This is a genomic window from Colwellia sp. E150_009, assembly GCF_053543955.1.
Map to the genome: position 1 here is coordinate 1 of NZ_JBHFOM010000055.1, position 15,556 is coordinate 15,556.

Here is a 15,556-nt window from a genome sequence, read left to right on the forward strand (position 1 = left end):
TCAATTTTGCGATGTTATCAGTTTGCTAATGAGCTCCCAAAGGGCGAGTTTAAAAGGCTTATATGCGGCGTTATTGATTTTGACAAGGGAATGACCATTCTCTTCAATCAATGCCTTGCCTTTAAGCCTTTTAATTCTCGCTGAGTGGGAAAGAACTTAATCAACTTGGTATTAACCAATTAACTACAGTCCATTATGATATTGAACATTAGTTGATGAAGGCACCATTAGGTTTAATGTTGCGTTTATACTTTCATGATCCGTATTTTCGTTAATTTCTGGATTAAGCAAATTTTCAAACTGTTTTATTAAAGCCACTTTATCAGGTGATATTTTATCGCCAGCACCAATATTGGTTAAATCAATCATAAAGCCGTCATATAAGTCAGAAAGATCTTTGATGATCTCAGTGTTTAAAAACTGATCTTGATTATAAATGCTAGGATAGCCTGCTTTTTGTTTATCAATAGCAAAGTTATCGCCTTTTAAGTTAGTAATGCTCGTTGATTTATCGCAAGACAACATACAACCATTGTCAATTCTAGGTTTTTCACAGCCAACACTTTGTTGGAAGAAACATTGTCTGCTGGTCATCAATAAAATAGGGTGGTAAACACTATAAAATAGTTTAAAATTATTAGGTCGGGCAATCGTTCTCATTTGTTGTTGGTTTATTTCATTTGAAATAAAGGCGCCCGCACAGTCAAATGTTTCTTTCATTGCTAACAAAGCATATGAGTTCGTTGTATTTAAGAAAGGCCCAGCGATCCATTTTATACCCAAACAGTAAGCTTCATAAGCAATCCCTGTATTATTTGTAACAATGGTTTTAGGTTTTACTTGTCGTAAAATATTTAAAGCAACATCGTAATCTTTACCAATTAACACCGAAGGAAACCAAGGGATTAATGTTGGATTCTCCTTAAAAAAATTTACATATTTTGTGCAACCACGTTTGTAAGCATCAGGCAGTTTAAAATACACATCAGCATTTGTTATTTGGGTTAAGTTAATATCGGCTTCGTCACAAATTAATAATGAGAGTTTAGGTTTAATGCTTGTTGATGAAACGTCAGCAGTTTTAGGATAGCTCTTGAGTGGGGGCAAGGTTACTTCAGGTAATATGGCTTTATTATTATTTAACAATATGGCTAATTGTTTTTTCAATGTCGTTAATTCTTTAAAAGGAATGCTTAACCCTTGTACTAAATTGTCAGTATTAATACCAGTTAAATTATAACTACTATTGTCAAAGCTTTTAAAGCGTTTCTCAATAACTTGTTTATCAATACTGACTTTATCACTCGAGACAAGTTTACTGACCGATTTTACCGTAAATTCTTGTTCGCTATCCATTGTCATTACTTTGGCACAAATGCTTAATGGCTGATTAAGCTCACCTGAAAAAGTTAGGTTTAATGGAGTTTTTGCAATACTTAAACAGCTTATTTTATCAAATACAGTCGCTTTAATTTGCTTGTTTTGTTGGTGTAGCTCTTGTTCAGCATCATGAATTTGAACAACAGAAATAGCATTTTTCTTTTCTATCGCATGTTTGGTTGAGTTATCACGGGGGTTATCAATAAACATTGACTGGTTTAAATCACCACGTAAAAAGGCATTTGAAAAATCACGATTGAATACTTGGTAAAGTCGCTCGCCATCTTGAGTTAATTCACCCGTTGATAAAAAACCATCAATTTGTTTACGAAAGCTATCAACAACTGTATGTACGTAGTTAGCCCCTTTTATTCGGCCTTCAATTTTAAAAGAATGTACACCCGCGTCGATTAATGCAGGTAAATCAAAAAAAGCAGAATTATCTTTAATGTTTAACGGAAAGTTATTGCCTGATTCTGTGGTTTCATATTCTTCTCGGCAGGCTTGGCTACAACGTCCTCTGTTACCAGAATTACCCACACTAGCAGAGGTTGAATAACATAAACCAGAAAAAGCCACACATAAGGAACCATGAACAAATACTTCAACTAATACGTCGTTTTTTTCAGCAACGGTTGCCAATGCTTTAATTTCTTTTAAATTTAACTCTCTGGAAAGATTTACTCTTGAAGCACCTAGTTTTTTCAAAAATGGAATTTGCCCAGCATTATGTGTAGTGAGTTGTGTTGAAGCGTGAATATCTAAAGTAGGAAAGTGCTTGGTAATTAAATTGAACAGTCCAAGATCTTGCACGATCACACCATCTAATGTGGTATTGACTAACTTACTTAATAATTTTGCTAAGGTTTTAAACTCTCGCTCTAAAATAACAATATTTAAGGTCAGAAATATTTTACATTGATATTGATGTGCTAAACGAATAATCCCCACTAATTCATCAAAATATATATTAGACGCTCTGTTTCGGGCATTAAAGGTATCTAGGCCACAATAAACCGCATCGGCACCTGCAATAATCGCCGCTTTAATAGCATCGACATCGCCACCTGGGGCTAATAATTCAATTTTAGAAGACATTTTATAACCTATTTTTACAAATTTAATTGAGCAAAACTTAAAAGGGAGGGATTTTACCCGTATAATCATCGAATGAATAGCGCTAAAACAATGCTTAGTGCTAGTGAATAACATTAAATAGCCTTATGACAACGCAGCCAATTTGTTTTACCCCTTTTAGTCACAGTATAAAAAGTTATTCTTTGCCTAAACGTTTTACTTTCCCTTTTTGTTATGAGCCTCACCCATTATGTTTATTAGCATCAACAGAATTACAATATCAACTTGAGTTACATCAACACCTTAAAGCAGAGTTAAACCAAAGTGGGAAAATGTTTGGTATTCTTTTGGTAGAAAATACACAGGGAACAATAGGCTATCTTAGTGCTTTTTCTGGGAAGAAACTTGCCAGTGAAACCGACATACACTTTGTGCCGCCAGTGGTTGATCTTGATGAACAAGCTGATTTTTTTCATGAGCAAAGTCAAATAATTAATAAATTAAATGACGAATTAGACCACTTACTTACCAATACCAAAATATCAGAATATGAACTGACACTTACAAAATTACTTGCTCAGCAAGACAAGCAAGTTGAACAACACCGCGATATTATGGCGAAAAATCGTAAAGTAAGAAAAGCCAAGCGTAACGAGTTAACCCACGAATTAGCGGGTGATGCGTTAGCACAGCAACTTCAGCAGCTAGCCAAAGAAAGTATTGACGATAAAAACCAGCTGCGAGATCTAAAATATTATTGGCATGAGAAAATCATCCACATAGAGCAACAACTTAATGTGATTATGGATGAAATTAACGCCGTTAAAAATACTCGTAAGCGGCTTTCAATTAGGCTGCAAAAAAAACTATTCAAACAGTATCGTTTATTGAACAGTGCAGGTGTAGAAAAAGATTTAATGGAGTTATTTCAAAATGCGCCTCATTCTATACCGCCAGCAGGAACAGGCGACTGCGCTGCACCCAAATTGTTGCAGTATGCTTTTAAATATCAATTGAAACCCTTGGCTATGGCTGAATTTTGGTGGGGATGTGCACCTAAATCGGAAATACGACAACATAAAAATTTTTACGCCGCCTGTTCAGGTAAATGTCAGATTATTTTACCGCATATGCTTGAAGGTATTACATTAGATGACAACCCCTTGTTAGTTAACCCAGCAGAAGGGAAAACCTTAGAGATTATTTATCAAGATGATGACATGGTTCTTGTTAACAAGCCCAGTGAGTTCTTATCGGTGCCAGGTAAATATATTGAAGATTCAGTTTACTCACGAATTAAAAAGCAATTTCCGCAGGCCACAGGCTCTCTCATTGTTCATCGTTTAGATATGTCTACGTCTGGTGTAATGGTGTTAGCCTTGACTAAAAGGGCACAAAAAAATCTTCAGCAGCAATTTATTAATCGAACGATTAAAAAACGCTATGTGGCATTACTTGAAAGAGAACTTGAAAGAAAAATTGAGAGTAAAACTGAAATTACAGTTGATAAAATATCAATCCAAGGCGAAATTAACCTACCATTAAGAGGTGATTTAGAAGATAGACCAAGACAATTAGTGTGTTTTGAACATGGCAAACAGGCAAAAACTCAATGGCAAATAATAAATACTGTAACGGGAAAATCGAAACTATACTTATATCCTGAAACAGGGAGAACACATCAATTACGGGTACATTGTGCTCACTCTAAAGGGCTAAATACACCGATATTAGGTGATGATTTATATGGCAGTGGCACACATAGTAACGGTATATATAAGTTGAGTAGCAATGAAAAACCTCAGCGTTTACATTTACATGCGCAAATGTTAACGCTGAAGCACCCTGTTAGCAAAGTCGTGATGACATTTGAAACAGCTGAAGATTTTTAAAGGTAATCTTAAGATTCTTCTTTAATTTCAGCATTATGATAAACGTGTTGCACATCATCACAATCATCTAGCATAGCAATGAATTTTTCAAAGTTAGCAAGATCTTCTTCACCTTCAATATCAATATAGGTTTGTGGAACCCACGTTATTTCTTCAACTTCTAAATCGTATTCAGGCATTGAGTTTGCAAATTCGGTTTTTATTTTGAAAAACTCAGTATGTGGAGCATATACTGTGATAATGCCATCTTCTAATTCAACGTCAGTGACATCAATGTCAGCCATCATCAAGTTTTCTAAAACAGCTTCATCATCTTCACCTTTAAATGCAAATACCGCTTGGTGATCAAACATATGTGAAACTGTGCCAGAAGAGCCAATTTTTGAATTAGTTTTGGTAAAACATTGGCGAACATCTTTAATTGTGCGATTACCATTATCGGTTAAGCAATCAATAATCACCATGCAGTTACCAGGGCCAAAGCCTTCATAACGTGCTTCTTCAAAATCTTCACCACCAGTACCTGATGCCTTTTTAATTGCATTATCAATTACGTGTGTAGGAACCTGATCTTTTTTGGCACGATCGATTAAACCACGTAAAGCAAGGTTACCATCAGGGTCTATCCCGCCATTTTTAGCACAAACGTAAATGGCTTTACCGTACTTTGAATAGACTTTAGTTTTGGCTCCAGCAGTTTTTGCCATGGATAATTTTCGGTTTTGATAAGCTCTTCCCATTGTTCATTGTCTCATTTTGTCATTTTGCATAAATTTGCATAAAATAATAATGGTCTAGATTCTACCAGTGTCACTAGGTAGTTGACTAGAGGAATGGGGCAGTAATTGTTTAAAAGTTGATATGGATAATAAAAATAGCTTTTGAAATATCTATCGTTTTTTTACATTTTATCTTATAGAATGAAAAATTAATTACAAAATCAAGGAAGTCATGTATGAAATTTGACGAATATAAAGTTATCTATGTAACCGAAGGTGGCTGCGGTACTATTTTCTTAGGATCGAGTGGATTACCTTTAAAACGTTTAGAAGCGACATTGAATCAAGAAGCAAATGATGGTTGGCAACTTGTGTTTCAAGTGATCGAGCAAAAACGATTTTGGTTATTTTGGAATAGAGAAGCGGTTATTTTAACGCTTGGCCGTTCTAATAGTTAATAAAAATAGCTAAAACAAAGAGTGAAAAATATAATTAAAAATGCGCTGTTAAAAGCCATCCGATATTATCAAAAAACGGGCGGCTCAGAGCGGCATTTTGCAACATCATGTAACTTTACACCAACTTGCTCGCATTATACTTATCAAGCGATAGAACATTTTGGTGTAGTGAAAGGTGTTAAATTAGGCATTAACCGTATTAGACGTTGTAATGATCGAGATTGTGTAAATATTAAAGATGATCCCGTACCGGTTTTTTGTCAAGCTAAACCTGATACAACGGAGAATAAAACAATATAAAAGGATTTGAACAATGGAACTCATCCGAAACAAGGAAGCACTCCGCTTAGAAGAAAACGAGCTAAGATTGCGCATTGCGGCGCTTTCTGTTGAACAAAAAAGGTTGTACTACGCACAAGAGTTACAACAAATTAAAGACCCAGACACCTATGCGGCACTAAATTGGTTTTTTATTGCGGGTTTACATCATTTTTATTTAGGTAAGTGGCAGAAAGGGGTAATCAATTTAATCTTGATGGCGGCAGGAGTAATACTTTGTATTTTTACAGTATATACGCTCTTTGGTGCAGCGCTTATTTTATTTGTTTTTTTTATTGAATTACCACAGCTTTTCAATAGCGAAAATGTTGTAACCCATTATAACAATCAGTTAATGAAAAATTTACTAAGGCAATTTGAGTAAAATAAGTAAGGTTTTGCTGTGTATTTACGGTGAGAAATTAACATTAATGGTGCAACCAAAAAGCATATTGATTGCACCGTGTTTATTACTGCTTGATACCTTCCACATAAAGGTTTAATTGCACATCATTAGAAGCTGGACCTAAAATATTCTTAATTGCAAAATCTGTTAATGCTATTGTTGTAGTGCCGCTAAAACCAACACGATAACCACCCCATGGATCTTTACCTTCACCAATGGTTTGTGCATCAATAACAATGTCTTTACTAACACCGTGAAATGTAAATGTACCAGCCACAGCTAATTTACCATCACCTTTGTCAGTAACTGAGGTACTAACAAATTTGGCCGTATTAAATGCACTAACATCAAGAAAATCATCACCTTTAAGATGTTTATCTCGTTCTGCATGGTTTGAGTTTATGCTAGTGGTATCAATACTAACTTCAATTTTTGATGCTGCAATATTTGAAGCATCATAACTAAATGTGCCACCGAATTTATCAAAACGACCAGTTAACCAGCTATAACCTAAGTGCTGTACTTTAAAGTTAATTGAAGCATGGGCTCCTTTGGTGTCAATAACATAGTCTGCTGCATTAGCTACTGGTAATAAAAAAGTTGCACCAAGCAACGATGTTAAGGCCAATTTAGTTAATTGTTTTTTCATTTGTGTTCTCCGTTTTAAGGCTTCTGCCAATCATTCTGTTTAAGGTATCATCTTTATCAATAACATGATGTTTTAGCGCTGCTAAAGCATGTAATGTAGCAAGCACTATAAGTAAGTAGGCCAACCATTCATGTACTAAACCTGCTATATCTTCTTGATTCTCAATGCTAAATCCCATTGCGGGTACTGTTATAATCTCAAATACTTCAATACCTCTACCATCTGCGGTTGAAATTAAATAGCCTGCTAACATAATAATGAAGATTAATAGATAAAGTACACCATGTATTACTTTGCCTGCTTTCTTTTCAAACGCGCCATGGCTTGCTAAATGATCTGGTTTTACTTGTTTAATTCGCCATAAAACTCTCAGTAGCATAAAAGCAAAGAAGATTAAGCCTATGCTTTTATGTAAGTCAGGGGCTGTTTTGTACCACGAATCATAATAAGTCAAATCAACCATGTAAAAACCTAGGCCAAATAAGCCAAAAACGGTGAGTGCCGATACCCAATGAAAAAAGATACTAACATAACCATAACTTGAGCTTGTGTTGTTCAATACATTACTCCGTAATTTGTTGAATGAAAATTATTATAGATAGATATGGGCAATATTACAGCAATAAAAATAAATTAATATTGAAGCTTTCTTTATATCTTGTTAATTTATATTTAACTTGTTTGTGGTTATATAAAGTAGATGGATTCAGTCAATGACATTAGAGCAATTAAACATGTTAGTAAAGGTGGCTGAATTAGGGACCCTGAAAGCCGCGAGTGAAAAACTATTTAAAACACAACCAGCTATTAGCCAGGGCATTAAACAACTAGAAATTCAAATGGGTTTCCAATTGTTTAGTCGACAAGGGTATCGTTTACTACTAACAGACAACGGTAAGCAAATTTACCAACATGCGCTGAAACTACTTAATGAAGCAGGGCAAATTAAACAACTGGCTTCTTTTTTATTACATGGCAATGAAGCAAGCATTACAATCGCAATTGAAGCCTCTTATGACTTGAAAAGAATTCTTCCTGTATTTGAATTAACACAAAATGAGTTTCCTCATACGCAAATTATTTTAAGTCAAGAATATATAAATGGTGCGTTAGAAGCAGTGAAGTCAGAACAAGCTGACTTGGCATTAACTGCAGTTGACAGCCTAGCATTACACTCAGGAAAGTATGAAGCGAATAAGCTATACCAAGGTTATTTGTACAATGTGGCAGCACCCAAATTTTTACAACGTCATAGTCAATTAACCAGTGTGACAGAATTAAAAGACGAATATCAAATAGTGGTGCAAGACTCAGGACAAAGTAGCCAAGGGGTAAATTATAGCGTTCAAACAGGACAACGTTGTTGGTATGTTAATGATTTTAACACTAAAAAAACATTGATTATGAGTGGAATGGGCTGGGGGCGTTTACCAGACCATATGATAAAAGACGAACTGAAAGCTAAAACACTGCTTACAGTTCAGTTAAACGATTTTGATACGCAAATAGCATTAAACTATCAAGCCATTAAATTAAAATCTAGATTACTTGGTCCTGTTGCAAGCAAGCTTTGGCAAAATATGGGATTAATTGAAAACAAAAGCAATTAGGCTTGTTTTTTATTAGTGGGCGCTAACGCTTGTTCAATGGTTGACTGTAGCAAAGCAATTTTTTGCTTATTTTCTTTTTGTGTCGATTTAAGTTGTTCTTTTGCTATCAATAAATCGTTCGCTAGGTTTAGTGCCGTCATTAACAGAGCTTGATCAGGACTAGAAATAGACTTACTCGTATTGGTTTTGGTTAATCTCTCGCTTAACTCGGCCGCAGCGCCTAACAAAGCGCTTTCTTGTCCAATAGGGCAAGCCACTTTTAATTTGCGATCTAGCACATTGATTTCAACAGTACGTTGATTCATTTTGTATAATATCCGAGCATATAATTTGTATAATTTCCAATCATATATAGTTCCATTCCATTTGAAAGTACGAGTTTTATCCGCAGAGTTGCACTATAACTGCGCTGATATTGCGATGCAAGTAAATGACAACTTTTCTCATGCCTTTTATGAGCTCAAATGTTAGGATATGGCATTAGTTTTTTTAATTAAAGCGATTCATTATGTCTCACCGTTCTAATCAAGACGCAAAGCAAAGTAATCAATTAGACTTTGCTAGCGCACAAGCTATCATCACAACTGAAAATATTAAAGCACATGCGAGTGAAATTCATGGTGTATTAACAGGCTTAATTTGTGCTGGTTTTCCTTTTGAAGACACTAGTTATCTCTCTATGTTAAATGACTTGTTTAATAGTGGCGACAGTTTACCTAGCAATGTTAAGTTAACAGTTAAACAAATGTTTAGTGAACTCTGGACCGATATTTTAGATGACGCCTATGGCTTTCAATTGATGTTGCCCGATGATGACGATTCTATTGTTGAACGTGGTCATGCATTAAGTGTGTGGGTTCAAGGTTTTAACTTAGGTTTTGGCCTGCAACAAAAAGATAGCCCTGTAATTTCAGAAGAAGTGAAAGAAGTTATTACCGACTTTGCAGAAATTGCTAATTTGTCAGATGAAATGGAAGAAGATGAGTCAACTGAACAAGCGTATTTTGAAATAAATGAATATGTTCGTATTTCAGCTTTATTGTGTTTTAGTGAGTTAGCAACGTTACCGACTAAGTCGGGCGGCGACAACCCAGCTAATAGCACTATTCATTAGTTCCCGTTATGGCAATAATATTGGCATGAGTAAAATTATAAGTAAAAAAGCAGTAAATAATATGAAACATCCAAATAAAGCATTACCCGGCATAGCTCGTTTACCTATGAGTGATTTTAAGCAACATAGAGACAATTTTTTTGCCAGTATGGCTGATAACTCAATGGCACTTTTCTCTGCTGCCCATGAAATAACACGCAGTAATGATACTGAATTCTCTTTTTGTCAAAATAAAAACTTCTATTACTTAACAGGGTTTAATGAACCAGATGCTTTATTGGTACTGCTTAAGCGTAATAATGTTGAACAAACTATTTTATTTTCATTACCAAAAGACAAATTGCAAGAAGTGTGGCACGGACGCAGAGTAGGGCAAGAGCAAGCTTGTCAAACATATGGGTTTGATGATTGTTTCACCCTAGGTGAAAAAACTGACTTACTTCCTCAATACTTAAATGATTTAACACAAGTTTATTTTACTTTTGAGGATCAACAGCTTGCCGAACAAGTTTTTGATTTGCTGGCGCAAGTTAGAGCAAATGTGCGACAAGGCGTAAAAGCCCCAACACAATTAGTGGATGCCGCACCATTAATTAATGAACAACGATTAATAAAAAGTGACAATGAAATAGCACTGATGAGGCAAGCTAACTATATTTCATGTTTAGCACATAAAAGAGCGATGCAAAAAACGCGAGCGGGTTTATTTGAATATCAAATAGAAAATGAAATATTACACGAGTTTACCCGTCATGGTGCTCGTTATCCTGCGTATGCCACAATTGTTGCAGGTGGTGATAACGCCAATATTTTACATTACACTGATAATAACGAACAACTACAAGATAACGATTTACTGTTGATTGATGCAGGTGGTGAATTGTCTGGTTATGCAGCAGATATAACCCGCACGTTTCCTGTTAATGGTAAATTTACTTCCGCACAAAAAACACTTTACCAATTGGTACTAGCGACTAAGTCACAAGTAATTTCAGCAATTAAACCAGGGGTTAGTTTTGCAAAGCTTAACGACATTGCTAATGCTTGCTTAACCCAAGGCTTAGCTGAACTAAATATATTGTCTGGTGATTTAACAACACTTATTGAAGAAAAAGCCTGTAAAAAATACTTTATTCACGGTTTAGGCCATTGGCTTGGATTAGATGTTCATGACGTTGGTGATTATGAAATTAGCGCAGACAAATTACAGTGTCGTGCATTCGTATCAGGCATGGTACTCACCATAGAACCGGGGTTATATATGCCACTTGATGATGTTGACTTAGACCCTCAATGGCGTGGTATTGGCATTCGTATAGAAGATAATATTGTTGTAACTGAAACTGGATGTGAAAATTTAACTCAGTATTGTCCTGAAACTGTAGCAGATATTGAAGCCTTGATGGCTAACTAATGTGATGAAAAATAAACCTAATATATTTGATGTTATCATTTCGGGCGGTGGTCTTTCTGGCAGTTTAATGGCATTGAGCTTGGCTGATTTGAAAAAACCAGATGGCAGTCTATTATCAATTGCCATTGTTGAAACGACAAATGTTGCAGTAAGCTCAGCAACTAACACTGAGAATAATCAGCCTGATACCTTGTTTGATGATCGCGTTTTGGCCTTGTCACACGGTAGTGCTGCTTATTTAAATAAAATGGGCGTTTGGCAGCATGTATTAAAAGATGCGTGTGCGATAGAAAAAATAGATATTTCTGATAGAGGCCATTATGGTAAAGCGCGTATAGAAGCGCAAGACTATGGTGTTTCAGCGCTAGGCCATGTTATAGACATGGCATTACTTGGCCAAGCACAATTGACTGAATTAGCCAATAAAAGTAATGTTTATTGGTTTAGCCCCGATAAAATAGTCGATATTAACTGGCGACCTAATCAAATTGACACTGTAGAAGTTAAACTTGGATCAGGACAAGGTTTAACAACACAGTTATTATTAGGATGTGATGGTGCAAACTCGCCTTGTCGTCAACTCGCTGGTATTAATACAAGCAAAAGCGACTATCAACAAGTTGCCTTAATTGCAAATGTTGCAACTAAAAAACCTCATAACAATAAGGCCTATGAACGGTTTACTGAGTATGGCCCTTTAGCAATGTTACCTTTGTCAACGTTGAGGGCTGATTCCAATGGTGAAAATCGCTGTGCTTTAGTTTGGACAATGACACCAGAGCAAAGTGTTGCAATAATGGCATTAAACAATGAAGACTTTTCGCAACAACTTGAGTTAGCTTTTGGTAGTTGGCTTGGCGCTATCTCTTATGTGGGCAAGCGTGATGTCTATCCATTAGTTTTGGTACAAGCTGCACAGCAAACCTATCATCGAATGGCACTTATTGGAAATGCTTCGCACACTATTCATCCTATTGCTGGCCAGGGGTTTAATTTAGGCTTGAGAGATGTACAGCAAATGGCTAAGCAAATTGAGCAAGCGTTGGTTAACGAGAATGATATAGGAAGTTTTGCTTTACTGAATGAATATGGGCAAAAACGTCAGCAGGATCAAAATCAAGTTATAAACCTTACCGATTCGCTCGTTACTTTATTTGCCAATGATTTTCCTCCGTTAGTGGCAGGTAGAAATATTGGTTTAAAAGTGATGAACTATGTAACCCCCTTGAAAAAAATACTCGTTACAAAATTAATGGGTTACTAAGTAAATAAATAGCTAAATAAAAACAGTTAAATATAAAAGTAGATAAGAGAACAAAATGCAAAAATTTGATGTGTTAATTGTAGGCGCTGGCATGGTGGGTTTAACACTAGCACTTTCATTACGTAAAACGAGCAACCTAACTATTGCCATTGCTGACACGTTACCTGTTGCAGAATTAACAGAAGAGCCTGAGCTAAGAGTGAGTGCTATTAATGTTGCCAGCCAAACTATATTTGAAAATTTATCGGTTTGGTCTGCTATTATCAACGAGCGCACTCAAGCTTATCAACACATGCATATTTGGGATAAATCAGGTATTGGCAAATTAAATTTTTCTGTAAACGATCTAGATACTTTTCCACAACAATCGCATTTAGGATGGATTATTGAAAATAATGTTATTCGTAATGCGTTATGGAATAAAGCTCAAGCAGATGAAAATATTCATTTTTTTACTGAGCACAAACTTGCCAATATTGCCGTAGGCGACAGTGAAGCCTTTGCCAGTTTTGATATGTCGCAAACGAGTAATGCCAAGGTAGATATGCCTATGCCAATTATTGCTAAACTTGTGGTGGGTGCTGATGGCGCAAACTCATGGGTACGCAAACAAATGGATATGGCTTTGATCAGCCGAGATTATGATCACCACGCGATAGTCGCTACGGTAAAATGCTCACAAGGGCATAAAAATACAGCATGGCAAGTATTTATGCCAGAAGGACCATTAGCGTTTCTACCGCTTTTTCCTAAGGGTAGTGATACCTGCTCAATTGTATATTCTACATCACCTGAGGAAGCAACGCGTTTAACAGAGCTTTCTGCTGTAGACTTTTCTAAAGAACTCACTGCCGCAAGTGATGGCAAGTTAGGTACTATTGAATTAATCAGCGACCGATTTACTCACCCACTAACCATGCGTTTAGCACAAGATTTTGTTAAAGATCGTATGGTGCTTATCGGCGATGCAGCACACACTATTCATCCCTTAGCTGGGCAAGGGGTGAATTTAGGCTTGTTAGATGCCGTGTCATTAGCACAAACCCTTTCACTACAAGGCGCTTCAGAAAATACAAACCAATTAAATATTGGCGATCAAAAACAATTAAAGGCATTTTCTCGTTATCGTAAAAGTGAAGCTATTGAAATGATTGGAGCGATGGAAGCCATTAAACAGACTTTTTCAATAAAGCAGCCTGCTTTTTCTTTTCTTAGAGGCGTTGGCATGAGTTTACTCGACAATTTTAAACCTGCTAAAAAGCGCTTGATACATCAAGCTCTGGGGTTAAAAACTGAGTTGCCCGATTTGGCAATAAAAAAATTAAATTAACAGCCTCTCTTTTCCTGCGCTTTACACAGGTAAAGCAATAATTGTAAAAATACATGAAACTTATCTCGACTATTTTCTAAATATATAGATAAAGCCATATTTTATTTTTTAAAGTTGGCTTTATTTGAATTTAATTCTGACAATGTAATTAAGTTGGTTTTTAATTTGAATAACACGATGTGTTTTTGTTGAATAAGCATAATTTGACGGCTATAATTAGTTCAAATTTGAGGAACACCTTTACAATTTTTTGCAATAACTGTTTTAGGTGTCACTGCTTTAAGTATGACTTCTTTAGGAATGACGTATGACAAATAAAACCGTATTACACGCAAAACATTTAGCCGCTGGCGCTAAAATGGTTGATTTTCACGGCTGGGAAATGCCTATCAATTATGGTTCACAAATTGAGGAACATAATGCTGTTCGTCAACATGCTGGCATGTTTGACGTTTCTCACATGACTATTGTTGATGTGCAGGGCGCTGATGCTAAAGCCTTCTTACGTCGTTTAGTGATTAATGATGTAGCTAAATTAACCGTTGTTGGCAAAGCTCTTTACACTGGCATGTTAAATGAAAATGGCGGTGTTATTGATGATTTGATCATCTACTACTTCTCAGAAACAAATTATCGTTTAGTTGTTAACTCGGCAACTCGTGAGAAAGATCTGGCTTGGATGGCGAAACAAGTGACAGGTTTTGATGTCACAATTACTGAACGTCCTGAATTTGGCATGATTGCGGTACAAGGCCCAGAAGCAAAAGCAAAAGTTGCTAATTTATTAACACCCGCACAAATTGTTGCAGTAGAAGGTATGAAACCTTTTTTTGGTGCACAAGTAGGTGACTTATTTATTGCAACGACTGGTTATACTGGTGAAGAAGGTTACGAAATTATAGTGCCTGATAGTTCAGCTGAAGACTTTTGGCAAAAACTCATTGATTTAGGTGTTACTCCTTGTGGTTTAGGTGCTCGTGACACCTTACGTTTAGAAGCAGGTATGAATTTATACGGCTTAGATATGGACGAAACTGTATCACCCCTAGCGGCTAATATGGCGTGGACTATTAGCTGGGAACCAGAAGATCGCGACTTTATTGGTCGTGATGTGTTAACCGCACAAAAAGCATCGGGTGACCAACCAAAACTTGTTGGTTTAGTACTAACAGAAAAAGGTGTTTTACGTACAGGACAAAAAGTTATTACTGAACTTGGTAATGGCTCTCTTTCTGAAGGAATAATTACTTCTGGCACATTCTCACCGACATTAGGGCACAGTGTTGCTTTAGCGCGTGTACCACGTAATGTGAAAGTAGGTGATGTGGTTGAAGTAGAAATGCGTAAAAAACTCGTGAAAGTACAAGTGACTAAACCAAGTTTTGTTCGCAACGGCGTAAAAGTTTTTTAATTGAAAATATAAACAGATGTTCTATATTAAATATGCAGTTAAATGAGCAGATAAACGAATTAACGAACGTCAAAAAATTTAATTTACAATATTTACAGGATAAATAAAAATGAGCAACATTCCTTCAGAATTAAAATATGCAACAACCCACGAATGGGTACGCGAAGAAGGTGACGGTATTGTTACTGTTGGTATTACTGAGCACGCACAAGATTTATTAGGTGACATGGTGTTTGTTGAATTACCTGATGTGGGTGACCAAGTGAGCACAGGTGACGACATTTGTGTGGCTGAGTCAGTAAAAGCGGCTTCAGATATTTACGCGCCTATTTCAGGTGAAGTTGTTGAAGTGAATGAAGAACTTGAAGACTCACCCGAGTTAGTTAACTCTGATGCTTATGGTAGCGGTTGGTTGTTCAAAATTAAAGTGGGTGACGCGAGTGAGTTAGATAGCTTACTTGATGCCGCAGGGTATGCTAACTCTATCGACGAAGACTAGTTATAGGTTACATTC

General features: G+C 36.2%; 16 protein-coding genes. 11 read left to right on the top strand and 5 right to left on the bottom strand.

The genetic code is table 11. From position 1 onward, the window contains the following. Positions 1-183: 183 nt before the first annotated feature. A complete protein-coding gene (locus tag ACE1OF_RS17710; RefSeq protein ID WP_448896090.1) occupies positions 184-2,478 on the bottom strand; it encodes a peptidase U32 family protein in 2,295 nt (764 codons plus the stop codon). A 125-nt stretch (positions 2,479-2,603) separates the two neighbouring features. Here ACE1OF_RS17710 and ACE1OF_RS17715 point away from each other — a divergent pair, with 125 nt between their 5' ends. After that, on the top strand, positions 2,604-4,349 hold the full coding sequence (locus tag ACE1OF_RS17715) for an RluA family pseudouridine synthase (RefSeq protein WP_448896091.1): 1,746 nt from the start codon (positions 2,604-2,606) through the stop codon (positions 4,347-4,349). A gap of 8 nt (positions 4,350-4,357) precedes the next feature. On the opposite strand, the gene ACE1OF_RS17720 is transcribed toward ACE1OF_RS17715, so the two are convergent. Next, positions 4,358-5,089: a YebC/PmpR family DNA-binding transcriptional regulator gene (locus ACE1OF_RS17720; RefSeq protein ID WP_448896093.1), complete on the bottom strand. Its 732-nt coding sequence runs from the start codon at positions 5,087-5,089 to the stop codon at positions 4,358-4,360. 215 nt (positions 5,090-5,304) lie between these two features. On the opposite strand from ACE1OF_RS17720, the gene ACE1OF_RS17725 reads away from it, so the two are divergent. Genes ACE1OF_RS17725 through ACE1OF_RS17735 form a run of 3 tightly spaced genes read left to right on the top strand, consistent with a single transcriptional unit; the run spans position 5,305 to position 6,229 of the window. Beyond that, the gene (locus ACE1OF_RS17725) at positions 5,305-5,526 is read left to right on the top strand and encodes a DUF4177 domain-containing protein (RefSeq protein WP_448896094.1); all 222 of its coding nucleotides are present in this window, start codon (positions 5,305-5,307) and stop codon (positions 5,524-5,526) included. A gap of 21 nt (positions 5,527-5,547) precedes the next feature. Then, on the top strand, positions 5,548-5,826 hold the full coding sequence (gene yidD / locus ACE1OF_RS17730; RefSeq protein ID WP_448896096.1) for a membrane protein insertion efficiency factor YidD: 279 nt from the start codon (positions 5,548-5,550) through the stop codon (positions 5,824-5,826). Positions 5,827-5,839: 13 nt separating this feature from the next. Further along, on the top strand, positions 5,840-6,229 hold the full coding sequence (locus ACE1OF_RS17735) for a TM2 domain-containing protein (RefSeq protein WP_448896097.1): 390 nt from the start codon (positions 5,840-5,842) through the stop codon (positions 6,227-6,229). 85 nt (positions 6,230-6,314) lie between these two features. Here the strand turns inward: ACE1OF_RS17735 and ACE1OF_RS17740 are convergent, their stop codons facing one another. Then, on the bottom strand, positions 6,315-6,899 hold the full coding sequence (locus ACE1OF_RS17740) for a YceI family protein (protein WP_448896098.1): 585 nt from the start codon (positions 6,897-6,899) through the stop codon (positions 6,315-6,317). Beyond that, positions 6,880-7,458, bottom strand: coding sequence for a cytochrome b (locus ACE1OF_RS17745; protein WP_448896099.1), 579 nt, complete (start codon positions 7,456-7,458; stop codon positions 6,880-6,882). Before ACE1OF_RS17745 ends, ACE1OF_RS17740 begins: the two co-directional genes overlap by 20 nt. 154 nt (positions 7,459-7,612) lie before the next feature. On the opposite strand from ACE1OF_RS17745, the gene ACE1OF_RS17750 reads away from it, so the two are divergent. Then, positions 7,613-8,509 carry a LysR family transcriptional regulator gene (locus tag ACE1OF_RS17750; RefSeq protein ID WP_448896101.1) on the top strand — a complete coding sequence of 299 codons (897 nt, stop codon included), beginning with the start codon at positions 7,613-7,615 and terminating at the stop codon, positions 8,507-8,509. Here the strand turns inward: ACE1OF_RS17750 and ACE1OF_RS17755 are convergent. Continuing rightward, a complete protein-coding gene (locus tag ACE1OF_RS17755) occupies positions 8,506-8,814 on the bottom strand; it encodes a cell division protein ZapA (protein WP_448896102.1) in 309 nt (102 codons plus the stop codon). The two genes, ACE1OF_RS17750 and ACE1OF_RS17755, sit on opposite strands and share 4 nt — an antisense overlap. Positions 8,815-9,017: 203 nt before the next feature. Here ACE1OF_RS17755 and ACE1OF_RS17760 point away from each other — a divergent pair, with 203 nt between their 5' ends. From ACE1OF_RS17760 to gcvH, 6 genes are all read left to right on the top strand, one after another. Beyond that, complete coding sequence (locus ACE1OF_RS17760) at positions 9,018-9,623, top strand: UPF0149 family protein (RefSeq protein WP_448896103.1); 606 nt, start codon at positions 9,018-9,020, stop codon at positions 9,621-9,623. Positions 9,624-9,684: 61 nt separating this feature from the next. Further along, positions 9,685-11,037, top strand: coding sequence for a Xaa-Pro aminopeptidase (gene pepP / locus ACE1OF_RS17765; RefSeq protein ID WP_448896105.1), 1,353 nt, complete (start codon positions 9,685-9,687; stop codon positions 11,035-11,037). A gap of 4 nt (positions 11,038-11,041) precedes the next feature. Continuing rightward, complete coding sequence (gene ubiH / locus ACE1OF_RS17770) at positions 11,042-12,301, top strand: 2-octaprenyl-6-methoxyphenyl hydroxylase (protein ID WP_448896106.1); 1,260 nt, start codon at positions 11,042-11,044, stop codon at positions 12,299-12,301. Positions 12,302-12,356: 55 nt separating this feature from the next. Continuing rightward, positions 12,357-13,631 carry an FAD-dependent monooxygenase gene (locus ACE1OF_RS17775; protein ID WP_448896108.1) on the top strand — a complete coding sequence of 425 codons (1,275 nt, stop codon included), beginning with the start codon at positions 12,357-12,359 and terminating at the stop codon, positions 13,629-13,631. A gap of 307 nt (positions 13,632-13,938) precedes the next feature. Next, positions 13,939-15,042 (top strand): glycine cleavage system aminomethyltransferase GcvT, encoded by a 1,104-nt coding sequence (gcvT, locus tag ACE1OF_RS17780; RefSeq protein ID WP_448896109.1) that lies wholly within the window; start codon positions 13,939-13,941, stop codon positions 15,040-15,042. A 109-nt stretch (positions 15,043-15,151) separates the two neighbouring features. Further along, entirely contained in the window at positions 15,152-15,541 is a 390-nt protein-coding gene (gene gcvH / locus ACE1OF_RS17785) for a glycine cleavage system protein GcvH (RefSeq protein ID WP_448896111.1), read from the top strand. The last annotated feature ends 15 nt before the right edge of the window (positions 15,542-15,556 follow it).